The sequence below is a fragment of the Flavonifractor sp. An52 genome (assembly GCF_002159385.1).
In the GTDB taxonomy this organism is placed as follows: Bacteria; Bacillota; Clostridia; order Oscillospirales; family Oscillospiraceae; genus Flavonifractor; species Flavonifractor avicola.
This window is the reverse complement of sequence record NZ_NFIB01000012.1, coordinates 38,437-61,435: the sequence shown is the minus strand read 5'-3', so window position 1 is coordinate 61,435 and position 22,999 is coordinate 38,437. Positions and strand designations below refer to the sequence as shown.

Sequence of the window (22,999 nt, the reverse complement as noted above, 5' to 3'; positions counted from 1 at the left end):
TTAAACCATGGTTCCTGTGTGCAGGCCAAAGCTGACCGCGATGGCGTTGTCCACCCGCTGCATCTGCGCTTCGTCCAGCCGACCCATGTGCTCTCTCAGCCGCCTTTTGTCCAGCGTCCGGATCTGTTCCAGCAGCACCACCGACTCCTTGGGGAGACCGTAGGTGTTGGCTGAGAGCTCGATGTGGGTGGGCAGACGGGCCTTGCCGGTCTGGGACGTGATGGCCGCCGCGATCACGGTGGGGCTGTGCCGGTTGCCGGTGTCGTTCTGCACGATGAGTACCGGCCGCACGCCTCCCTGCTCGCTGCCCACCACAGGGCTCAGATCGGCATAAAAAATGTCTCCGCGTTTTACGCTGTTGTCCACAAAAGCTCACACTCCGCCGGAAAATAGTCACCAGCGTCACACGACCGGAGGCCTATGTAACGCGGTCACTATGATTCTCCCACGGGGCGGCGGGAATTATACCCGTCCTGCAAAATTTCGCGGGGCAGGCCGGTCCTCCGCCGCTTGGCCGAGCCTTTCTCCCCCGGTCCATTGTATGCGTCTGCCGGACAGCCGGTGCCTCAGTCCAGGTAGGCCCGGTGGACCCGGGGGGACACAGCGCACAGCAGCTCATACTGGATGGTGCCCGCCAGAGCAGCCACATCCTCAATGGGCAGGTGCTCGCCGAACACCTCCACCTCATCTCCCGGCGCCACGTCCAGCCCGGTGACGTCCGCCATACACATATCCATACAGATCCGGCCCACAACGGGAGCCCGCTGGCCGCCAATCAGCACCTCCAGCTTGTCGGAGCACAGCCGTGGCAGACCGTCGGCATAACCGATGGTAAGAGCGGCCAGTTTGGTCTCCCGATCCAGCACATGGGTGCAGCCGTAGCTCACCGGCGTACCGGCAGGCACAGTCTTTACCGAGGCCACTCGGGTCTTGAGGGTCATCACCGGCCGCAGTCCGGGGCCGTCCAGCCCCTCGCAGGAGGGGTCTGGATAGTGTCCGTACAGGGCGATGCCTGGCCGGACCATGTCCAGGTGGGTGCAGGGGAACTTCAGGGCGGCAGCACTGGCGGCGCAGTGCCGGATGGCAAAGGTGATCCCCCGCTCCTTCAGCGCCTCCAACAGATCCAGAAAACGGGTAAACTGGAGCATGGTATAGTCCTCATCCCCGTCGGCATTGGCAAAGTGGGTGTAGATGCCCTCCGCCTCCAGGCCGGGCAGAGCGCACACCTGGGCAATGGCCTCCACAGCGGCGCTCTGATCCTCCCCGCCGCACAGCCAGCCCAGCCGGGACATCCCGGTATCCGCCTTCACATGGATCTTCAGGGTCTTGCCCGCAGCAGCTGCCGCGTCGGACAGGGCACGGGCCATCTCCACATCATAGACCGTCTGGGTGATGCCATTGTCCAGCAGAGCTTCCGCCCGCTCGGTGGGCGTATAACCCAGAATCAGGATAGGGGTGGTGATTCCAGCCTGGCGCAGCTCCAGAGCCTCGTCCAGGCAGGCCACTGCCAGATATTCCGCGCCCAGCGTCTCCAGCCGCCGGGCTACCTGTACCGCGCCGTGGCCATAGGCGTCCGCCTTCACCACGCCCAGAAACCGGCAGCCTTGGGGCAGCATGGCCCGCAGCGCCCGATAATTATGTTCCAGATTGGACAGGTCGATCTCCGTCCATGTTCTTGTCTGCGTTTGTTTCATCTGATTTCCTCTTTACCTTGAGATACAAAATGCCCGCCGCCGGGCGGCTGACACAGCAAAGCTGCCAAAGGACAGTTCATTGGTCCTTATTATACTACGCCGCCCCGCCGGTCACAACCCCGAACCGAACGCTCTTTCATGGATTTTTCATCTAATGTTCATACAATTTCCAAGACATTTTTCCTGCTTCCGGATATACTATAGGCATAGAAACAGTTTTCGCACCATGCTCCCGCCGCCTGTATCAGGCGGGATCTAAGGAGGTTTGTTCCATGATGGAAGATGTAGGAAAGGTATTTGCCGATGTAGGCCTGGCCAGCGTAGGCCTGGTAGCTCTGGCTGCCGAGCAGATGGGTAAGGCCGGCAAGTTCCTGGTGGAAAAGGGCGCCGCCGCGGTGGAGGAAGGCCGCAAGCACGGCGCCGAGCTCCAGCGCAAATGTCAGGAGGAGGCCCAGCGCCGCCGGGAGGAGCAGTTCGACCGGCACGTCAGCCAGATGAATGCCCAGCAGCGGGAAGAGCTGCGCCGCCGTCTGGCAGAGCTGGACGACCTGGAGCAGGAAGCCGCTCAGGCCGACTCTGAGGACAACGATACCACCGCATTTTAATACAGCGGGGTGCTGCCAGGCAGCACCCCGCTGTATTTATTCCATCGTTGCAAAGCCGGAAAAGACGCACTGGATCACGGTAAAGCCGTCCTGGGACAACTCTCCCCGAAGGAGGGCGTGGCTGTCCGGATCAAACCAGAGGGAGCACTCCTGGCCCTCCCCTGCCTTGGCCTCCGGGTCCCGGCAGATCACCCGCAGAACCTGCCCCTCTCCGGTCTCCTCCATGGCACACTCTGCGATAAAACCCTCGGTGGCGTAGCGCAGTAAGACGGGTACCGCCTCCATGGGACTCATGCCGCTGTCGTCCAAGGGGCCGGTCTCCACCCACACGCCGTCATATTCCAGATACCCGCTGCCGTCCTTCAGCCGGGCGGTCACTCCGGCCACGGCGTCCGGGCTGGTGACAGTGAGTACGCTCTCCCCTTCCCGCCGGTACTCCAGATCCAGGCCATATTCATAGACCCGCTGTCCATAGTCAGCGGTCACAGTTAATTGGGCGGTACAGCCCTCCATGGCCAGATATTCGCCCCGGATGTCCAGGGCCAGCTGCTCTGCGCCGGTAGCCCCGCCGCCGCAGGCAGCCAGAGCCAGGCACAGGGTTATCGTCAGTACGCACAAACCAAACCGGCGGCGCACTCCGTCTCCCCCTTTATTCCATGCTTATTCCACAGATTCCTTGATCACCCGGGGCAGCGCCGCCACCACGTCGGTAGGCGTCATGCCGTACTCCCCAATCTCCTGGGCGCACAGATCACCGGCCGCGCCGTGGAGCCACACCGCCATGGGCACCGCCTGCCGGGCGGGCAGGCCCTGTCCCAGCAGGGAGAGGATCACTCCTGCCAGCACGTCGCCGCTGCCTCCCTTGGCCATACCGGGGTTGCCGGTGGTATTGATGTAAGCGGTACCGTCGGGAAAAGCGGTGATGGTGCGGTGGCCCTTGAGCACCAGACAGCAGGTATGCTCCATGGCAAAGCGCCGGGCCGCTCCCAGCCGGTCCCCGTCGGACAGATCGCCTCCCAGCCGGGCAAACTCCCCGTCATGGGGGGTGAGCACCGTGTGAAGACCCTGCCGGGCATCCAGTACATCTATATGTCCTTCCAGAGCGTTTATGCCGTCGGCATCCAGGATCACGGGGATATGGATCTCATGCAGCAGGTGACGCACCACAGCCGCCACACCATTGCCCCGGCCCAGGCCAGGGCCGATGAGGCACACACCGCAGCCCGCCAGCTTATGATGGATCACTTCTCCAGCCTCCAGAGACAGCTGCCCCTCCTTGCCTGCCGGCAGGGGGTAGGGCATAGCCTCGTCCAGCTTGGCTGCGGCTACCGCCCAGATGGGGGCAGGCACTCCCACCGACACCAGCCCCGCGCCGGAGCGCACTGCCGCCTGGGCAGCCAGCACCGGAGCGCCGGTATAGCCCACACAGCCTCCCAGAATGGCGCATCGCCCAAAGTCCCCCTTATGGGCGTCCAGAGGCCGGCGGGGCAGGCGTACATCGGCCGCCTCCACGGTACTTACCGGGCAGTCCAGAGCATCCACCAAATCTTTGGGAATCCCAATATCGGCTACCGTCAGCTTGCCGGTACACAGTCCGCCTTTCCCTACATAGTGGCCCGCTTTGGGCAGGGTGAAGGTAACAGTGCGGGCGGCGTGTACCGCCTCCCCCAGCACCCGGCCGGTGTCGGTCTCTACTCCGCTGGGGATATCGGCGGACACCACCGGGATATCGCAGGTGTTCATCATATGGACGGCGGTAAGGGCATCCCCCCGTATATCGCTGTTCAGCCCGATGCCGAAGAGGGCGTCCACCATCACATTGGCCTCCAGGCACCAGGCGGCAAACTCAGCATCATCGGGCTGGAAGGGTTCCAGCTTTCCTCCTGCCGCCGCCAGTTTCGCCTCCATGGCTCGGGTATCCTGGGTCATCTTCTCATGGCTGCCCACCAGGACACATCGCACTTCAAATCCCGCCTCCAGCAGCTGCCGGGCGCAGGCCACGCCGTCGCCGCCGTTGTTGCCCGGCCCGCAAAAGCACACCACCCGTCCGGCACAATCCCCCGCCAGGCTCATGACCTCCTCAGCCAAGGCCGCCGCCGCCCGCTCCATCAGGTCGGTGGAGGGAATTCCCCGCTCCTGAATGGCGATCCGGTCGGTTTCCCGCATCTGCTGTGCTGTGGCGATCCACATATTCATACACACTCCTGTTCCTTGGTTCTTTCGTTCAGGCAGCCCCATTATATGCTGTCCATCCCGCCTCGTCAATTTTAATCTTGCACTTTCTGTCAAACTGTGCTATAAATAATCTTACTTGCGAAGAAGGGAAAAAGAGCGGTTCCCCGCCCGGCAGAGAGCGTCCGTCACCGGCTGAAAGCGGATGTGGGGTTGGCCCGTTCGGTTCGTCCTGGAGCGGCCCTGGAGACAGGGACGGATTTGCCCCACGTTATCGGGGCCAAAGTGCCCGCTGCGTGCGGGAATTGCGGGTGGTACCGCGGAAGGTTTGCCTTTCGTCCCAATGGATTGGGATGGAAGGCTTTTTTGTTTACAAATCGTATCACTGCAAAAGGAGCTGCGAATATGAAGGAAACACTGGATACCATACGCCGGGAAGCGCTGGCCGCGCTGGACGGCGCCGGCAATGCCCAGGAGCTGGACGCCCTGCGGGTGAAGTACCTGGGTAAGAAGGGCGAGCTTACCGCCGTTCTGAAAATGATGGGCAAGCTGTCCGCTGAGGAGCGCCCCGCCATGGGTCAGTTGGCCAACGAGGTCCGCTCCGCCCTGGAGAGCGCCCTGGAGGCCAAGGGCAAGGAGCTGGAGGCCAAGGCCCTGGAGGACCGGCTGAAGGCTGAGGCCCTGGACATCACTGTCCCCGGCAAGGCTGTTAAGGCCGGCCACCGCCACCCCATGTATATCGCCCTGGATGAGATCAAGGAGATCTTCATCGGCATGGGCTTCACCGTTCTGGACGGCCCCGAGGTGGAGCTGGCCAAGCTGAACTTTGACCGCCTCAACGCCGAGGAGGGCCACCCCTCCCGTGACTGGTCGGATACCTTCTACTTTGATGAGGATAGCCGTGTGATGCTCCGCTCCCAGACCTCCCCCATGCAGGTCCGGGCCATGGACACCATGGAGCTGCCCATCCGCATCATCGCACCCGGCCGTGTGTACCGCAAGGACGAGGTGGACGCCACCCACTCCCCCATGTTCCATCAGGTGGAGGGCATGGTCATCGACAAGGGTGTCACCATGGCCGACCTGAAGGGCACCCTAAATACCGTGGTGGAGCAGCTGTACGGCAAGGGTACCAAGACCCGGTTCCGTCCCCACCATTTCCCCTTCACCGAGCCCTCCTGCGAGATGGACGTGCAGTGCCACAAGTGCGGCGGCGTGGGCTGCCCCACCTGTAAGGGCGAGGGCTGGATCGAGCTGCTGGGCGCGGGCATGATCCACCCCCGCGTGCTGGAGATGAGCGGCATCGACCCCAACGTGTACTCCGGCTGGGCCTTCGGCATCGGTCTGGAGCGTACCGCCATGCGCCGGTTCAAGATCGCCGACCTGCGGCTGATCTTCGAAAACGACGTGCGGTTCCTGGAGCAATTCTAAGAAAGGAGTGTAGGAACAATGAATCTGAGCAGAAAATGGCTGAATGAATTTGTCACTGTGACTGCCTCCGACAAGGAATTTGCCGAGGCCATGACCCTGTCCGGCTCCAAGGTGGAGCTGACTCACGACCTGGGAGAGGAAATCTCCAATGTGGTGGTGGGCCGCCTGCTGTCCATGGAGCGCCACCCCGATTCCGACCATATGTGGATCTGCCAGGTGGACGTGGCTCAGGAGGAGCCCATCCAGATCGTCACCGGCGCCTGGAACATCCACCCCGGCGACCTGATGCCGGTGGCTCTTCACAAGTCCACCCTGCCCGGCGGCGTGAAGATTCAGAAGGGCAAGCTGCGGGGCGCGGTGTCCAACGGTATGTTCTGCGGCCTGGCTGAGCTGGGTCTGGATACCCGCGACTTCCCCTACGGCGTCATTACCCCCGCCGCCATTCTGGGTGACTATCACCCCCTGGATAAAGACAAGCCCTCCATCCCTGCCGACATCCAGCCCGGCCACAAAGTCTATGGTCCCGTGGTGTGCGCCAAGGTGACCGGCGTCACCACCACCGGCTATTCCGCCTATGACATCGTTCTGGATACCGGCGACGGCACTGCTACCGTCTCCACCACCTGCCCCAACCTCCACGAGGAGGACCTGGTTGCCTACAACACCAAGAGCAATACCATTTGCACCCTGGAGGATCTCCACGCCCAGCAGGCCGAGTTCCCCCACTGCATCCCCGACGGCATTTTTGTGCTGAACGAGGACTGCAAGCCCGGCGACGACATCAAGCCCATCATCGGCGCCGACGACCACGTGGTCGAGTTTGAGATCACCCCCAACCGCCCCGACTGTCTCTCCGTCATCGGTCTGGCCCGGGAGGCCGCCGCCACCTTTGACGCCCCCCTTACCCTCCACGAGCCTGTGGTCAAGGGCGGCGGAAACGGCAGCCTGATGGAGCTGCTGGATGTGGAGACCCCCGCCAGCGATCTGTGCCCCCGGTACACCGCCCGGATGGTGCGCAACGTAAAGATCGCCCCCTCCCCCAAGTGGATGCGGGAGCGGCTGCGTGCCATGGGTGTGCGCCCCATCAACAACATCGTGGACATCACCAACTACGTCATGCTGGAGTACGGCCAGCCCATGCACGCCTTTGACTACCGCTATGTGAAGGGCGGCAAGATCATCGTCCGCCGTGCAGAAGAGGGTGAAGAGCTCACCACTCTGGACGGCCAGGTGCGCAAGCTCAACGCCAACCACCTGGTCATTGCCGACGAACACCGGGCCGTGGGCCTTGCCGGCATCATGGGCGGCGAGAACAGCGAGATCGTGGACGACACTGTGGACGTGGTCTTTGAGTCCGCCTGCTTCGACGGCACCTGCATCCGCAAGGGCGCACTGGCCCTGGGTATGCGTACCGAGGCTTCCGCCAAGTTCGAGAAGGGTCTGGACCCCCTGAACACCCTGCCTGCTGTCAACCGGGCCTGCGAGCTGGTGGAGCTGCTGGGCGCCGGCGAGGTGCTGGACGGCACCATCGATATCCTCAACTATGTGCCCCAGCCCCGTGTCCTCAAGCTGGAGCCCGAGAAGATCAACGGCCTGCTGGGCACCGACATCGCCGAGAGCGAGATGGTGTCCATCCTGAAGAAGCTGGACTTCCAGGTGGAAGGCGATCAGGTCACCGTACCCTCCTGGCGTGGCGACGTGATCGGCATGGCCGACCTGGCCGAGGAAGTGGCCCGGTTCCACGGCTACAACAACATCCCCATCACCCTCATGCGGGGCCAGACCACCCTGGGCGGCTTCTCTGTGGAGGAGAAGCTGGAGCGCCAGCTGGGCTCCCTGTGCCGGGCCATGGGCTTTGACGAGATCATCACCTACTCCTTCATCTCTCCCACCTGCTATGACAAGATCCGCTGGGACGCCGACGATGCCCGCCGCCAGTCCTTCAAGATCCTCAACCCCCTGGGCGAGGATACCTCCATCATGCGTACCACCGTACTGCCCTCCATGCTGGAGATCCTGACCCGGAACTACAACTACCGCAACCAGAACGTGCGCCTCTATGAGGTGGGCCGTATCTACCTGCCCGGCGGCGAGGACGGCCTGGCCGTGGAGAACAAGGTGCTGTCCATGGGCGCCTATGGCAGCGATATGGACTTCTACGCCCTCAAGGGCTGTGTGGAGGCCATTCTCAAGGATCTGCGGGCCGAGGATGTCCACTTCGAGGTCCCCAGCGAGACCAATCCCTCCTATCACCCCGGCCGGGTGGCCGATGTGTACGCCGGTGACCAGCGCATCGGTGTGCTGGGCCAGGTCCATCCCCTGGTGGCTCAGAACTACGGCGTGGACGCCCAGTTCTACTGCGCCGAGCTGGAACTGAACGCGCTCATGGCCGCCAAGGGCGCCGATCCCGAGTATGTGTCTCTGCCCAAGTTCCCCAACCTCACCCGCGACATCGCCGTGGTGTGCGACGAGGCGGTAACCGTGGGCGCTCTGGAGGCCTGCATCCGCAAGGGAGCCAAGGGCCTGCTGAAGGAGTGCAAGCTCTTCGACATCTACCGCGGCAAGGGCGTGGACGAAGGCAAGAAGTCTGTGGCCTTCAACCTGGTCCTCCGGGCCGACGACCGTTCCCTCACCAGCGAGGAGGCCGACGAGGATGTGAAGAGCATCCTGGCCGCTCTGGAGAAGGAACTGGGCGCCGTACTGCGCTAACTTCCCCAAAATGTGAAAAGTCCCCCCGGCAGTGCCGGGGGACTTTTTATGTTGAGAGGTTTGCCGCATTTTTGCCCAGGAACAGCACAACCCCCCGGCCATCCATCGTGACCGGGGGGCTACTTTTCGACCTGGGGTTCAATCACTTGGTCTACCTCTACTTTCTACAGATTTGCCACGCATTGGGAAGGACTCGGTTTTGGGATTCGCCTGGATCACTGTCTCCTGCAACGTACTACCCTGATTTCCGTCTTCAGCGAACTTCGCATCTGAGGTTTCCGGGTCTCCTCGCTTCAATGAGTTTGTTGGGAACACGTGTTGCCTAAAACGAACCGTTCCTTTTCCTTCTGCGTTGAGGCTTTGATGATTTGGACTTTACTAGCCCATCGGGTTCACCTCTTTCTTTCTGGCTTTAGTATACTATTGGGTCTGCCGTTTGTCAAGTCTTTTTTATTTGTTTTTCACAATTTCTCATCTTTTCTCTTATTGGCTTCCAGTATATTTACACATACCAGGATCCATCCCACTTACCCGAAATTCAGGATTGACACCTGCATTGACCTGTGGTATAAATTGTATGTTCGTTTTTGAACGCCTGTGCGAATGCACGTCCTGACCATCCTTTCACAAGGATCAAGGCTACACGGACGGCCGGGTCAAATGCCGAAAACCCGTCGAAGAGCCGGGGACCGTACCGCGGGTACGGACTGGCAACTTTGTTGCCTTATTGATTGAGCGGAAAGGCTCAAGTTTTATAAGTTGGTTACTTCATAACCGATGCGTAGATACGCACATCAACTTGTGAACGGTCAATAAGAGTGATGAATCGGACTGCACGGTACGGGCCCCCGTAACAGGCGAACTATAACTCTCTTTGTGTTCCAGCCATGGTGTGTATCTGCGCCATGGCTTTTTTGCTGCCTTTCCGCTCCACACGTTTGGAGGAGAGAAAAAAAGATGAGGAAACGCCTGATTGCCGCAACCGCCGCAGCAGCTCTGCTGCTGTCCCTGACCGCCTGCTCCCAACCGGATGAGCAGCCGGAGCCCTCTGCCGGACAGGATACCCAGGCCCTGGTATCCGCCTATCTGGAACAGGTAGACCAGGAATACGCCTACCAGATCGCCGAGACCCTGGCCTACGATCCCGCCTATCTGTCCAACGAACTGGGCTGGCGCACCGCCGGTTCCGATGCCGAGCACGCTGCCGCCGACTACATTGCCGCCGAGATGGAGTCCATCGGCCTGACGGTGGAGAAGGTGCCTGTCACCGTGGATAAGTGGCAGTTCAACGACGCCTCTCTCACCATCGCCGACACCGACATCCAGATCATGCCCGCCTCCTACGCCACCAACGGCACGGACGCTGACGGCATTACCGCCCAGCTGGTGGATGTGGGCACCGGTACCGCCGCCGAGTACGAGGGGGTGGACGTGGAAGGCAAGATCGCTCTGGTGGGCGTGGACCAGTGGAATGTGGCCTGGATCGACCAGTATATGAATGAGGCCGCTCTCCACGGCGCCAGCGCCATCGTCACCTACGATGTGGGCGGCTACGCCACCTATTCCGACGACATGATCAATATGCAGGACGTTTGCTCCAAGGATGTGATCCCCTGCGTCAGCATCAGCAAGAACCAGTATCTCCAGCTGGCGGAGGCTCTGGCCGCGGGACACGACACCGCTACCCTGATGGTGGACAACGTCATGGAGCCGGAGCAGGGAACCAGCTACAATGTGGTGGGCACCCTGAAGGGCCGCAGCTCTGAGCAGCAGATCCTGGTGGCCGGCCACTATGACGTCTACTTCAACGGCTTCCAGGACGACAGCTGCGCCATCGGCCTGGTGCTGGCCATGGCCAAAGCCATGGTGGATTCCGGTTACCAGCCGGAAAACGACATCCGCTTCATCGCCCACGCCTCCGAGGAGTGGGGCGCCTCAGGCACCCAGTTTGACTGGACCACCGGCGCCTGGGAAATGATCAACACCGCCCATCCCGAGTGGGCCGGCAAGACCATCGCCCTGCTGAACTTTGAGCTGCCCGCCTTCTACGACGGCATGGAGGAGGGACAGATCAGCTGCGTCCCCGAGTTTTCCACATTGACCCAGTCCTTTGTGGAAGAATCCGGTCTTTTGACCCAGCCTGTTAACAACGTGTACCCCGGCGGCATCAGCGGCCAGTCAGTGGATACCAACACCATGGAGGACGGGGTCTCCTATCGGGCCTCCGGCGTCCCTTACTTCATCAACATTCCCGGCACCCAGGATGGCGAGGAGGGTTGGATTCAGCAGCGCTACCACACCGCCGCCGACGACCGGGATACCTACAGCGCCGACGTGATGCACACCAATCTGAACACCTTCGGTACGCTGGCCATCTACCTGGATCAGACACCCGCCCTGGAGCTGGACCTGACCGCCACCTGCGACGATCTGGCGGAGGCTCTGGATGCCGATCTGGTGGCCGCCGCCGGCGGCGACGGCGAGGCCTACACCACCGCCCTGGAGGCGCTGCGGACAGCCGCCGACGAGTGGAATCAGGAAATCGCCGCTGTCAACAGCCGCTATCAGCAGGCTCTGTCCGAAGGAGCCAGCCAGGAGGACCTGGACGCCATCCGGGCCGAAGGCCGGGCACTGAATGCCAAGACCCTGGAGGCCTTCCGGTTTATCCAGGACCACTTCATCGGCATCGCCTCCACCTCCACCATTCTCATCAAGCATCAGGCCTATCAGGAGAATATCGCTCTGATCTCCGGCGTGGTCGACGCCCTGGAGCAGGGAGTCCTGGGCAATGAGGAGGGTACCGGCGCGCTGGATCTGGCCTGGATGATCAACGGCGGCACCGAGTACGGCTACTATAATTTCAGCCTGGAGACCAACGCCCGGTCCAAGGAGGCTCTGCTGGAGGACTCCAACCCGGGCAACCTGTTCTGGGGTACCGGCAAGGGCTCCATCCTGGCGGAGACCTATCCCGCCACCATGTCTCTGCTGGCCAAGAGCATGGAGGAGGCCCCCTCCTTTGATGAGGAGATCGCCCTCTACAACGATGCTCTGACCCAGCAGCAGCAGCTTTTGGCCCAGCAGGTGGCTGAGGAGACGGCCGCCATGGGCGAGCTGACCCAGCTGCTTCAGGCTTAACTCCATGAGAAAACGCGGAGCACGGCAAAGCCGTGCTCCGCGTTTTCTGTTTATAGCAATCAGGCACCCATCAACACCAGGATAACACCATAGATTACACTGGCCACCAGGCCATAGACAATGACCGGCCCGGCGATGATAAACATCCGGGCGCCTACCCCCAGCACCAGTCCCTCGCTTTTGAACTCCAGAGCGGGAGAGGCCACCGCATTGGCAAAGCCGGTGATGGGTACCAGAGTACCCGCTCCAGCGTGCTGGGCCAGCTTATCAAACCACCCCAGGGCGGTGAAAAAGGCGGAAAGGAAAATCAGCGTGACGGACACCGCTGTCCCTGCGTCGGTCTTATCCAATCCCCAGCTCTGGTACAGGTCGCTCAGCCCCTGTCCCAGGGTGCAGATCAAACCGCCCACCAGAAAGGCCCAGATCAGATCCTTCCACAGGGGAGAGGGCTTGGCCATCTCAGCCACATAGCGGCTGTACTCCTCGTTGGTCATGTCCATGGTACGCGCCTCCTTTTCCTCCATTATGTCCGCCAGCCACGGGAATATGTACAATGGAATATTTTTTTCTTGACTTTCCACCCGGTGGAGGGTATACCTTTTTGCGTCGGAGGTGAGCGGCATGAAGATCAACGAGGTGGAGCAGCTGGTGGGCATCACCAAGCGCAACATCCGCTTCTATGAAAAAGAGGGGCTGCTGAACCCCGGACGCAATGCGGACAACGGCTATCGGGATTATACCGACGCCGACGTGGAGGCCCTGCGTAAGATCAAGCTGCTGCGGAAGCTGGACGTGCCCATGGAAGAGATCCGAAAAATGCAGCAGGGCATCCTGACCCTGGACGACGGACTGCGGCGGCACATCATTCAGTTGGAACGGGAGCAGGCCAACCTGGCCACCATCCGGACCCTGTGCCAGACATTGGCCGACGCCGGCCAGCAGCTGGCCGACCTGGACGCGGACCGGTGGCTGTCGGAAATGGACCGTATGGAAGGAGAGGGGACCCGCTTTGTGAACATCCATAAGAAAGATACTGTGTCCCACTACATCCCGCCGGTGGTATGCGCCCTCCTTTTCGTGGTCCTGATGGGGGGCGTCATGGCTCTGCTGGTGTGGGCTGCCGTGGCCTTCCCCACCGACGCGCCCCCGCTGCCGGTAGTGGTGGTACTCACCCTCATCCCGGCTGTGTTCATCGTCGGGGTCCTGCTGGCCCTCATCCAGCGCATCAAACAGATCCAAGGAGGAGAAGAAAATGCTGCTTCTAAATATTGAGTACATCCCCGGCAAAGAGATCCAGGCCCTGGGTATCGCCAAGGGCAGCGTGGTCCAGTCCAAGCACTTCGGCAAGGACTTTATGGCCGGTATGAAGACCCTGGTGGGCGGCGAGATCGAGAGCTATACCAAAATGCTCACCGAGGCCCGTCAGATCGCCACCAAGCGCATGGTGGATGATGCCGAGGCCATGGGGGCCGACGCCGTGGTGGGCGTACGCTATACCTCCGCCTCCATCATGCAGGGCGCGGCTGAGATCACCGCCTACGGCACCGCCGTCAAAATCGTGGAGGGATAACCATGCTGCACATCGAACACTTTTCCAAGAGCTATCCCGGTCACAAGCGGGCGGTGGATGACCTGAGCCTCCATGTGGCTCCCGGTGAGATCTTCGGGTTCATTGGCCACAACGGCGCGGGTAAGACTACCACCCTCCGGGCGGTGGCCGGCGTCATGGACTTTACAGAGGGCACCATCACCATTGACGGGCACAACGTCCGCACCGACGCCCTGGCTGCCAAGAAGGTCACCGCCTTCCTGCCCGACAACCCCGACCTCTATGAATTTCTCACCGGCATCCAGTTTCTCAATTTCATCGCCGATCTATACGAAATCTCCGGGGATACCCGTCAGAATCTTATCGCCAGGTACGGCGACGCTTTTCAGCTCACCGGCCATCTGGGCAGCCCCATCGGCAGCTACTCCCACGGCATGAAGCAGAAGCTGGCCCTCATCTCCGCCCTCATCCGCCAGCCCAAGCTGCTCATTTTGGACGAGCCCTTCGTAGGCCTGGACCCGTCGGCGGCCCACCTGCTCAAACAGTTCTGGGCGGAGCTGTGCGCCGCCGGCAGCGCGGTATTCTTCTCCACCCATGTGCTGGAGGTGGCCGAAAAGCTGTGCCACCGAGTGGCTATCATCAAGCAGGGCAAGCTGATCCGCATGGGCAATACCGCTGAACTTGTGGGAGACTCCACCCTGGAGGACGTATTCCTGGAACTGGAGGGAGACGGGCATGGCTAAATTTCTCGCCCTGCTGAAGCTGAATTTCCGCTCCCTGCTCTCCGCCATGCGGGTGGGCCGGAAGAAGCGCTCCTTCTCCGGCATGGGCGCCCTGGCCCTGCTGGCCGGACTGTCGCTCTATGTCTCCGGGGTATACAGCGCCATGCTGGCCGGGCAGCTGGCGGCGGTGGGGGCCCTGCCCCTGCTGCTGGTGCTCATGTCCCTGGTGGCGGTCCTGCTGGGTTTCTTTTTCTCCCTCTTTGCAGCCCAGGGCGTGGTATTTGGTGCTAAGGACAACGACCTGATGCTCTCCCTGCCCATTTCCCCTTTCCAACTGATGCTCTCCCGCACGCTGGCGCTCTACCTGGAGAATCTGGTCTCCACCGTCTTTGTTTTGCTGCCCGCCGGAGTCATCTACCTGTGGTACGGCGGCCCTGGCGGCTGGACCGTCCTTCCGCTGCTGCTGGTCTCCGCTTTCTTCCTCAATCTGCTGCCCACCCTGTTGACCCTCATCGTGGGCTTCGTGCTGGCATGGTTGTCCGGCCGGTTCCCCAGAAAAGCCCTGGCCTCCTCCCTGTTCCAGCTGCTCCTGCTGGGTCTTATCCTGGTGGGCTCCTTCTGGCTGAGCAGTTCCATGGGTAATGTGCAAACCTCCGTCCCCACCATTCTGGCCTTCTTCCAGGGCTGGGGCCGCCCCTTCCTGCTGCTGGCAGAGGGGGTGAGCGGCGGAAATCTGCTCCAGCTGGCAGCGCTGTGGGCCCTGTGCCTGATCCCCTTCCTGGTGGTAGTGTGGCTGTTGGCCTGGCAGTATAAGGCCATCATCACCCGGCTGTCCACCCACCGGACCCGCTCGGATTACAAGCTGGGCAGGCTGTCCTCCTCCAGCCAGCGGGGCGCCCTGCTGCGGAAGGAGGCCCGCCGGTGGTTCGGCACCCCCAGCTATGTGTTCAACACCGGCATCGGCCTGCTCCTGCTGCCCGGCGCCGGGGTAGCCGCTCTCATCTACCGGGAATCCATCGCACAATTTTTGGAGATGGCCGACGGTCTGGCTCTGGCTCCGCTGCTGCTGGCAGGCGTTACGTTCTGCCTGTCCACCGTAGCCATCACCGGCTCCTCCATCAGCCTGGAGGGCAAACAGCTCTGGCTGCTCCAGTGCGCCCCCGTTCCGGTGACCACCATTCTGGGCATGAAGGTGGCCTTCCAGCTGCTGGTCATCCTGCCCTGTCTGGCAGTGGGGTGGCTCATGCTCTGTCTGGCCTTTGCCCTAACTCCGGCGGAGTGGGTACTCCTGCTGGTTGACGGATTACTCTTTGCCCTGATGTGCGCCCCCTTCGGGCTGTGGATCAACCTCCACTTTCCCAAGCTGGACGCGGTCAACGACGCCGTGGTGGTCAAGCAGTCGGCCTCCGCCATGCTGTCCACCTTCCTGCCCATGGTTCTGGTCCTGCTCTTTTTCCTGCTGTGGTTCTTTCTTCTGGAGCCTCTGGGCAGCGTGGGTTTGCTGCTGGTATACGCCGTTATTCTGGCCGCTGCGGCTGTCCTCTCCTTCCTTGCACTTGTGCGCCAGGGGCCCGCATTGTTCCGCAGTCTGGAGGAAAAATGACAAATTGCTACAAAGTGGGGACGGGCCTTGCGCCCGCCCCCGCTTTGCTCTAAAATGGGGTTACATAATATTACGGGAGGCGTACTATGAAACTTCGCTTTCGCCTGCCGGCCGTCGGGCTGGCCGCAAGCCTTTTGCTGACAACCGCTGCCCAGGCGCTCAATCCCTCGCAGGCTCTGACGCTGCTGAACTGGTACTACCTGGACCCTCTTCCCGACCAGGTATTTGAGCAAACGGATATGAACGGGATTATCCAGGCCCTCGGAGATCCCTACACCGAATATTTTACCGCCGAAGAGTACGCCGCCTTTCACGCCTCTCTCTCCGACTCTGAGCTGGTAGGCGCCGGCGTTTCCATTCAGCTGGCTGACGATGGTCTGCTGGTAACCCGCGTGATCCCCGGCTCCGCCGCAGAGGCGGGTGGTCTGCTGGCAGGAGACGTAATTACCGCCATCGATGGCCAGTCTTGTATGAAAATCAGCCTGGAGCAGGCCTCCGCTCTGCTGGGCGGCGAGGTGGGGACCTCCTTCCAGCTGACTTATCTGCGGGACGGCCAGGCCCACACCGTCACCCTGACCCGCTGCGCCTTTGTGGTGCCCACCGCCTATACTGAACTTTGGGAGGACCACATCGGCTATGTGGCCTGCGACGCCTTTGGTCCTGAAACCGCCGGTCATGTGCAGGAAGGTTTGGAAACCTATGGAAGTCAGGCCGACCACTGGATCATGGACCTGCGCAACAATGGCGGCGGAGAAGTGACCGCCGCCCTCAACACCATCAGCTATTTTGCTGGTCCCAACGATCAGCTGGTTTATATGCGGGCCAGCGACGGCTCCATCAACGCCCAGGGCAGTCAGAGCGCCCAGATCACCGATGAACCGCTCATCGTCCTGACCAACTTCTATTCGGCCAGCGCCTCCGAGCTGTTTGCCGCCGCCATTCGGGACACTGGCTCCGGCCTGCTGGTGGGAGACCGCACCTACGGAAAAGGAGTCGCTCAGATCCTGTTGGACAGCACCCTCTTTCCTGCCTTTTTCTCCGAGGGCGATGCTCTGAAAATGACCGCCTATCGCTTTTTCGGGCCTGCTGGTACCAGCAACGACACCATCGGCGTCATGCCGCACCTGCTGCTGAATCCGTCCCTGGCGGACGAGGCCGCCGTGCTTCTCTCCAGTCCCGAGCCCCAGGGAGACACCTCCGGTACGGCGCGCATTGATCTGAACGGTGCCTGGTACATCGATTTGGAACAAGCCTGCTCCACCTCCTACCAGGCTGCCTTTACCGCGCTGCTGGAGGCTCTGCCCGACGGAGTCCTGCTGCGGACAGGCACCGGTGATGGCTGGGAGGCCACCACCGCCGCCGATCTGGCCGCCGCCTGCGGCCTCAGTGGCTATCATCATCGGGGGTTCTCCGACACCGATCAGTCCCCCTATGCCGATGAAATCGGCCTGCTGGCCACCTACGGCGTGGTACTGGGCGCGGGAGACGGCACCTATCGTCCAGCGGAAGCTCTGACCCGGGGACAACTCTGTACCCTGCTGGCCCAGGCCCTGAACTGCAAGGTTCCTACCGGGGAGAGTGCCTTTACCGACGTGTCCATGGACGACTGGTACGGTCCCTCCGTCAATGCCCTGGCCTCCATGGGACTGGTAAACGGCGTAGGCGGCGGTCGCTTCGCCCCCAACGATCCGGTGAGCCACGAGCAGTTTATCACCATTCTGTCCCGCCTGGGCAGGAAACTTGATCTGGATCTGATCCAGACCTGGCAGAATCGTCCGGAGGCGGCGTTCGCCGAGTATCAGAACTATTCCTCCTGGTCCTGGGAGTCGGTATGGCTGCTGGCACAGGATGAGGACGGCCTGCTTTGGGCCGCCCCCAGTGAGATCGATCCCGCCGGAGTCACCACCCGGGAGGAGGCTGCCGCCCTGACCTGCACTCTGCTGTGCAAGCTGAATCTGCTTCCCTCCCTGATCTGAGCCAAAGCGCCCTTCGCTGTGCGAAGGGCGCTTTTCCGGCTTTCTTCACAGAAACTTTATCATTTCCACCCTCCTTTCTCCCTGTTTCCGCATGGACTTTTCTCTTCCGCTATGGTAGAATGGTGTGAAATTATGGACTTGATCCAATCGGAGGCAATTCATTTTGAGGACAGATGTTTTGGGCGTCGGCTTCGACGACCTGACGTTGGATGAGGCGGTACAGACTGGCTCCGGGCTGGTGGAGGCGGAAGGTTTTCACTATGCTGTGACCCCCAACCCGGAATTTATTCTGGCCGCCCGGAAAAACCCCGAATTCAAGCAGGCCCTGCTGGGGGCTGACCTGGTGCTGGCCGACGGCATCGGTGTGATCTACTCCGCCAAGATTCTGGGCCGTCCCCTGAAAAGCAAAGTGCCGGGCATCGATTTTGCCCAGCGACTGGTGGCATGGATGGCGGAACACGGAAAGCGGCTCTTTCTGCTGGGCGCCAAACCCGGCGTGGCCGAGCTGGCCGCTGCCAACCTGAAGAGTACCTATCCCGGACTTATTGTCTGCGGTACCCACGACGGCTACTTCAAGGAGGACGGTCCGGTGGTGGAGGAAATCCGCGCCGCCGCCGCAGATGTGGTCTTTGTCTGTCTGGGCGCGCCCAAGCAGGAGTTCTGGATGGTACAGAACGGTCCCGCCACCGGCGCGCACCTGATGATCGGCCTGGGCGGTTCCCTGGACGTCTTTGCCGGCGTGGTGGAGCGGGCCCCCAAGGCCTTTCAAAAGCTGGGGCTGGAATGGCTCCACCGGCTCATCAAGGAACCTAAGCGCATCGGACGCATGGCCAAGCTCCCCCTGGTGCTGTGGTATGCCGTAGGCGCCCGGGTCAGGAGGCGCTGATATGGCAGGAAAGCTGATCGTATTTGAGGGAACCGATGGCTCCGGCAAGTCCACCCAGTTCAAGCTGCTGTGTCAGCGGCTGGAGCAGGAGGATATCTCCTTCCGCCGTCTGGTCTTTCCCCAGTATCAGGAGCCCTCTTCCGCCCTGCTGCGGATGTATCTGGGCGGTGAGTTTGGCTCCCATCCCTCTGACGTAAATCCCTATGCCGCCTCCACCTTCTACGCGGTGGATCGGTACGCATCCTGGAAGAAAGTGTGGGGAGACTACTACCGGAACGGCGGGCTGGTACTCTCTGACCGGTATACCACCTCCAACGCCGTCCACCAGGCCAGCAAGCTGCCCGAAGACCAGTGGGAGGAGTTCTTTCATTGGCTCTTCGACTTTGAATGCTCCAAGCTGGGCCTGCCCTTCCCCGACCAGGTAATCTATCTGGATATGCCCACAGAACGGGCCGTGGAGCTGCTGCGCAGCCGGGAGGCGGCCACCCATACCAAAGGCGATATTCACGAAGTAGATACCGATTATCTGGCCCTGTGCCGCCGCACCGCTCTGCGGGCAGCTGACTGCCTGGGCTGGCACAAGGTCCCCTGCGTGGACCAGACAGGACGTCTGCGCTCCACGGAAGAAATCCACCAAGACATCTGGGCTATGGTGGCCCAAATCATAAAATGAGGTGCTGTTGAATGGTAGCTATTTTACTGGGTAACGGGTTTGAAGAGAGCGAAGCTCTGGTCCCCGCCGACCTGCTGCGCCGGGCCGGCGTCAAGGTAACCCTGGTGGGCCTGGACGGACTTCAGGTCACCGGCAGCCACGGGATCACTGTCACGGCGGACACCACCCTGGACCAACTGGAGCCCGACCAGCTGCGGATGCTTATGCTCCCCGGTGGACTGGGCGGCGTGGAGGCCATCAGCGGCGATATGCGGGCTCAGGCTCTCATCCAGCGCTGCTATGATCACGGCTGCTGGCTGGCCGCCATCTGTGCTGCTCCCACCATTCTGGCCAACCTGGGGATGCTGGACCGCCGCAACGCGGTGTGTTACCCCGGTATGGAGGATCTGATGGGTTCCGCTGTAGTGCAGAAGGGTTCCTCCGTCGTGGTGGATGGCCACATCGTCACCGGCGAGGCCGCCGGTTCCGCCTTCCCCTTCGGCCTGAAGCTGGTAGAGATTCTGAAGGGGCCTGCCGCTGCTGCCCAGGTAAAGGATGCCGTCCACTATCACGGCTGAGAAGGCCCGCCTGCGCCGTCAGGCGCTGGACTGGCTGACCACTCTGTCTTGTGAGGCCCGGACCGCTGGCGATGAAACGCTGTTTCACCGCTTTCTGACACTGCCGCAGGTAGAGTCCGCCCGGACCATCCTGCTCTACCACGGCATGGACACCGAGCCGGACACCGTCCGGCTGCTGCCGCCTCTGTGGGACACGGGCAAGCGGGTGTGTCTGCCCAGGTGCCTGCCGGGGAACCAAATGGAGGCCAGGCTCGTCCAAAGAGATAGTACCCTCATCCGCCATCCCTACGGAATGCTGGAGCCGGGCCTGGACTGTCCCCTCATCCCGCCGGACCAGATCGATCTGGTTCTGGTGCCCGGGCTGGCCTTTGACCGTTCCGGCGGCCGGCTTGGGCGGGGCGGCGGGTATTACGACCGCTGGCTGGCCGGATTTTCCGGCATCACCGCCGCGCTGTGCCGGGATGGACTGCTGATGGAGGCCATTCCCCGTCTCCCCCACGACCTGGGGGTGAATCTGGTGGTCACCGAGACCGGCCTGTACGGCCCGTCCGCACCGGGATAGGAGAAAAGCGGGGCCTGAGGCCCCGCTTCCCCGCGGTACGTACGGCTCAGCAGCAGCCGTCGTTGCAACCGCAGTTGTTATTGCAGCCGCAGCTGTTGCCGCAGCTGTTCCCGCCGCCGCAGCAGCAGCACAGCAGGATGATGATCAGGATGATCCACAGGCAGCTGTTGCCGCCAAAACCGTTATTGCCGAAACACATTGTCGTCTCACCTCACTTGCTTTAACTGACCTATTCTATGCGGAGGGAGCAATCGTGGTTCCGGCAGGCCACTGTTTTTCATTCGGTTAGGAGTTGAACCTATGTCTCAGGAAGATTATCACAACGAGGGCCGTCAGGAGACCTCTTCCCATGCCAACCATGGCGGAAAACGTCTGGCGCCTTCCAGCCGCTCGTCCGGCCGTGCCCCCTCCGCCCCGGAGGGGCAGCAACGGTCCCGGCCCCGCAAGAAGCGCAAGCGTCTGGGCTCATGGGGTATTTTGATCTATGTGGTATGCGTACTGGGCGCCTCCGTTCTGCTGGCAGGGGTCAGCTGGATGTGGGCCAACGACATCCTCGCCCTGAACAAAGCCCCCCTCACCGCCGTGGTGGAGATTAAGGAGGGCGACACGGTGGATCAGGTGGCCGACAAGCTGAAGGATGCCGGCCTGATCGAATACAAGTTTGTCTTTAAACTTTTCTGCAGCTTCACCCACGTCTCAGGTCAGGCTGGAGATGACGACGCCAAGATCACCCCGGGCAGCTACGAGCTGAATACCGACATGGACTATCGCGCCCTCATCAGCAGCATGGGTTCCAGTTCCGCCAACCGGCTCACCACCACGGTGACCATCCCGGAGGGCACCACCGAGGCCCAGATCTTTGAGATGCTGGAGAAGGCCGGCGTGGCCACGGTGGAAGATCTGGAGGAGACCGCCGCCAATTACGACTTCAAGTTCTCCTTCCTCCAGGGCGTGCTGCCCCTGGGCGACGCCAAGCGTCTGGAGGGCTACCTCTTCCCCGACACCTATGAGTTCTATATGGGCGAGGACCCGGTGAGCGTGCTCAACAAGATGATCCTTCGTTTTGACCAGATCTTCACCGACGAGATGCGCCAGACCATGACGGACAAGGGCATGAGCGTAAACGACGCCGTCATCATTGCCTCCATGATCGAGAAGGAAACTGACGGCACCGACCAGGGCAAGATCTCCTCGGTGATCTACAACCGTCTCAACAACCCCACCAGCGAGACGGCGGGCTATCTGAACATCGACGCCACCATCCTGTATGTCACCGGAGGCACCCAAGTAAACACGCAGGCGGACACCCCCTATAACACTTATACCCACAAGGGACTCCCCCCCACCGCCATCTCCTGTCCCGGTGTGGACGCCCTGAAGGCGGCGGTGAACCCCGACTCTACCAATTACTACTACTATGCGCTGGGCGACGACGGGGTACACCACTTCTTCCGCTCCAGCAGTGAGCACCAATCTTTCCTCAATAGCCAGGAGCTGTACAAGAATGACTAAACAAATCGAACTGCTCTCCCCCGCCGGGGACATGGAACGACTGAAAATGTCCCTGGCCTACGGGGCGGACGCGGTCTATCTGGCGGGCAATGATTTTGGTATGCGTGCCTTTGCCGGCAACTTCACCGAGGAGGAAATGCGCCAGGCGGTGGAACTGTGCCACAGCAAGGGCGTGTCCATCCATGTGACCTGCAACACCATGCCTCGCAACAACGAGGTGGCCCGGCTGCCTCAGTGGCTGGAATACCTCCAGTCTCTGGGGGTGGACGCCGCCATCGTGGCTGACGTGGGGGTGCTCTCTCTGCTGAAAAAGCACGCCCCCAAGGTTAAGGCCCACATCTCCACCCAGGCCAGCATCTCCAACTATCAGGCTGCCCGTGCCTGGTACGATCTGGGCGCCAGCCGGGTGATTCTGGCCCGGGAATTGTCTCTGGACGAGATCCGGGAGATCCGGACCAAGGCCCCCAAGGAGCTGGAGATCGAAGCTTTTGTCCACGGCGCCATGTGCGTCAGCTACTCCGGCCGCTGCCTGCTGAGCAACTATATGACTGGCCGGGACGCCAACCGGGGCGCCTGCGCCCAGCCCTGCCGCTACAAGTACGCTTTGATGGAGGAAAAGCGTCCCGGGGAATACTTCCCCATCGGCGAAGATGAGGGCGGCGCCTTCATTATGAACTCCCGGGATATGTGCATGATCGACCACATTCCGGAACTGATGGAGGCGGGCCTCACCTCTCTCAAAGTCGAGGGCCGTGCCAAGAGTGCCTACTACGCCGCCGTAGTCACTGCCGCCTACCGTCACGCCATCGACGCAGCGGCCGCCGGTCAGCCCATGGACCCGGTGTGGCGGGAAGAGGTGGACAAAGTGAGCCACCGTCCCTACTCCACCGGCTTCTACTTCGGCCAGCCAAGCCAGTACACCGGCGACGCCCGGTATGTCCGGGAGTGGCAGGTGGTGGCCATCGTCACCGCCTGCGATTCCGAGGGCAACGCCACCCTGTCCCTGCGCAACAAGTTTGCCGTGGGGGACGAGCTGGAGCTGGTGGGTCCCGATGTGGCCGCCACCCCCTTTACTGCCGGTGCCATGGAGGATGAAAACGGCTGGCCCCTCACCGAGCCCCGTACCCCCCAGATGGTATTCCGCATGAAGCTGCCCCGTCCGGTACCCCCCCTGTCCATTCTCCGGGCCTGCCGGGAAAATTCCTGATATGCA

At 61.6% G+C, this 22,999-nt stretch carries 21 protein-coding genes; 15 read left to right on the top strand and 6 right to left on the bottom strand.

Annotated features, from left to right (window positions below; all coding sequences use genetic code 11):
• Window positions 1-366, bottom strand: coding sequence for a type II toxin-antitoxin system PemK/MazF family toxin (locus B5G06_RS06550; RefSeq protein WP_087188294.1), 366 nt, complete (start codon window positions 364-366; stop codon window positions 1-3).
• A 200-nt stretch (window positions 367-566) separates the two neighbouring features.
• Window positions 567-1,694: an alanine racemase gene (gene alr / locus B5G06_RS06545; protein WP_087188293.1), complete on the bottom strand. Its 1,128-nt coding sequence runs from the start codon at window positions 1,692-1,694 to the stop codon at window positions 567-569.
• A 272-nt stretch (window positions 1,695-1,966) separates the two neighbouring features.
• Here alr and B5G06_RS06540 point away from each other — a divergent pair, with 272 nt between their 5' ends.
• Window positions 1,967-2,299, top strand: coding sequence for a hypothetical protein (locus B5G06_RS06540; protein ID WP_087188292.1), 333 nt, complete (start codon window positions 1,967-1,969; stop codon window positions 2,297-2,299).
• Window positions 2,300-2,335: 36 nt separating this feature from the next.
• Here the strand turns inward: B5G06_RS06540 and B5G06_RS06535 are convergent, their stop codons facing one another.
• A complete protein-coding gene (locus B5G06_RS06535; protein WP_087188291.1) occupies window positions 2,336-2,935 on the bottom strand; it encodes a hypothetical protein in 600 nt (199 codons plus the stop codon).
• 24 nt (window positions 2,936-2,959) lie between these two features.
• Window positions 2,960-4,495 carry an NAD(P)H-hydrate dehydratase gene (locus tag B5G06_RS06530; RefSeq protein ID WP_242955379.1) on the bottom strand — a complete coding sequence of 512 codons (1,536 nt, stop codon included), beginning with the start codon at window positions 4,493-4,495 and terminating at the stop codon, window positions 2,960-2,962.
• Between the two features lie 381 nt (window positions 4,496-4,876).
• Here B5G06_RS06530 and pheS point away from each other — a divergent pair, with 381 nt between their 5' ends.
• The 3 genes from pheS (at window position 4,877) to B5G06_RS06515 (ending at window position 11,746) form a co-directional block, all read left to right on the top strand.
• Window positions 4,877-5,902, top strand: a complete 1,026-nt coding sequence (pheS, locus tag B5G06_RS06525; RefSeq protein ID WP_087188289.1) for a phenylalanine--tRNA ligase subunit alpha — start codon at window positions 4,877-4,879, stop codon at window positions 5,900-5,902.
• Between the two features lie 18 nt (window positions 5,903-5,920).
• Window positions 5,921-8,611: a phenylalanine--tRNA ligase subunit beta gene (pheT, locus tag B5G06_RS06520; RefSeq protein ID WP_087188288.1), complete on the top strand. Its 2,691-nt coding sequence runs from the start codon at window positions 5,921-5,923 to the stop codon at window positions 8,609-8,611.
• Window positions 8,612-9,568: 957 nt separating this feature from the next.
• Window positions 9,569-11,746, top strand: coding sequence for a M28 family peptidase (locus B5G06_RS06515; protein ID WP_087188287.1), 2,178 nt, complete (start codon window positions 9,569-9,571; stop codon window positions 11,744-11,746).
• A gap of 59 nt (window positions 11,747-11,805) precedes the next feature.
• Here B5G06_RS06515 and spoVAC read toward each other — a convergent pair whose 3' ends face one another.
• Window positions 11,806-12,246 carry a stage V sporulation protein AC gene (gene spoVAC, locus B5G06_RS06510; RefSeq protein ID WP_087188286.1) on the bottom strand — a complete coding sequence of 147 codons (441 nt, stop codon included), beginning with the start codon at window positions 12,244-12,246 and terminating at the stop codon, window positions 11,806-11,808.
• A 121-nt stretch (window positions 12,247-12,367) separates the two neighbouring features.
• On the opposite strand from spoVAC, the gene B5G06_RS06505 reads away from it, so the two are divergent.
• The 9 genes from B5G06_RS06505 (at window position 12,368) to B5G06_RS06465 (ending at window position 20,274) form a co-directional block, all read left to right on the top strand.
• Window positions 12,368-13,018, top strand: a complete 651-nt coding sequence (locus B5G06_RS06505) for a MerR family transcriptional regulator (RefSeq protein ID WP_087188285.1) — start codon at window positions 12,368-12,370, stop codon at window positions 13,016-13,018.
• Window positions 12,999-13,316 carry a YbjQ family protein gene (locus tag B5G06_RS06500; RefSeq protein WP_087188284.1) on the top strand — a complete coding sequence of 106 codons (318 nt, stop codon included), beginning with the start codon at window positions 12,999-13,001 and terminating at the stop codon, window positions 13,314-13,316. The genes B5G06_RS06505 and B5G06_RS06500 overlap by 20 nt, the downstream gene beginning before the upstream one ends.
• A gap of 2 nt (window positions 13,317-13,318) precedes the next feature.
• Entirely contained in the window at window positions 13,319-14,038 is a 720-nt protein-coding gene (locus B5G06_RS06495; RefSeq protein WP_087188283.1) for an ABC transporter ATP-binding protein, read from the top strand.
• Complete coding sequence (locus B5G06_RS06490) at window positions 14,031-15,620, top strand: hypothetical protein (protein ID WP_087188282.1); 1,590 nt, start codon at window positions 14,031-14,033, stop codon at window positions 15,618-15,620. Before B5G06_RS06495 ends, B5G06_RS06490 begins: the two co-directional genes overlap by 8 nt.
• Window positions 15,621-15,706: 86 nt before the next feature.
• Window positions 15,707-17,596 carry a S41 family peptidase gene (locus B5G06_RS06485; protein WP_087188281.1) on the top strand — a complete coding sequence of 630 codons (1,890 nt, stop codon included), beginning with the start codon at window positions 15,707-15,709 and terminating at the stop codon, window positions 17,594-17,596.
• 163 nt (window positions 17,597-17,759) lie between these two features.
• A complete protein-coding gene (locus tag B5G06_RS06480; protein WP_087188280.1) occupies window positions 17,760-18,482 on the top strand; it encodes a WecB/TagA/CpsF family glycosyltransferase in 723 nt (240 codons plus the stop codon).
• A gap of 1 nt (window position 18,483) precedes the next feature.
• Window positions 18,484-19,155: a dTMP kinase gene (locus B5G06_RS06475; protein ID WP_087188279.1), complete on the top strand. Its 672-nt coding sequence runs from the start codon at window positions 18,484-18,486 to the stop codon at window positions 19,153-19,155.
• A gap of 11 nt (window positions 19,156-19,166) precedes the next feature.
• Entirely contained in the window at window positions 19,167-19,712 is a 546-nt protein-coding gene (locus B5G06_RS06470) for a DJ-1 family glyoxalase III (RefSeq protein ID WP_087188278.1), read from the top strand.
• A complete protein-coding gene (locus B5G06_RS06465; RefSeq protein ID WP_087188277.1) occupies window positions 19,690-20,274 on the top strand; it encodes a 5-formyltetrahydrofolate cyclo-ligase in 585 nt (194 codons plus the stop codon). The genes B5G06_RS06470 and B5G06_RS06465 overlap by 23 nt, the downstream gene beginning before the upstream one ends.
• Window positions 20,275-20,320: 46 nt before the next feature.
• On the opposite strand, the gene B5G06_RS14155 is transcribed toward B5G06_RS06465, so the two are convergent.
• Window positions 20,321-20,473 (bottom strand): hypothetical protein, encoded by a 153-nt coding sequence (locus tag B5G06_RS14155; RefSeq protein ID WP_164475038.1) that lies wholly within the window; start codon window positions 20,471-20,473, stop codon window positions 20,321-20,323.
• A 101-nt stretch (window positions 20,474-20,574) separates the two neighbouring features.
• Between B5G06_RS14155 and mltG the strand changes: the two genes are divergently transcribed.
• Together mltG and B5G06_RS06455 are read left to right on the top strand one after the other, a co-directional pair.
• Entirely contained in the window at window positions 20,575-21,786 is a 1,212-nt protein-coding gene (gene mltG, locus B5G06_RS06460) for an endolytic transglycosylase MltG (RefSeq protein WP_087188276.1), read from the top strand.
• The gene (locus tag B5G06_RS06455) at window positions 21,779-22,993 is read left to right on the top strand and encodes a peptidase U32 family protein (protein WP_087188275.1); all 1,215 of its coding nucleotides are present in this window, start codon (window positions 21,779-21,781) and stop codon (window positions 22,991-22,993) included. The genes mltG and B5G06_RS06455 overlap by 8 nt, the downstream gene beginning before the upstream one ends.
• Window positions 22,994-22,999: the final 6 nt, after the last annotated feature.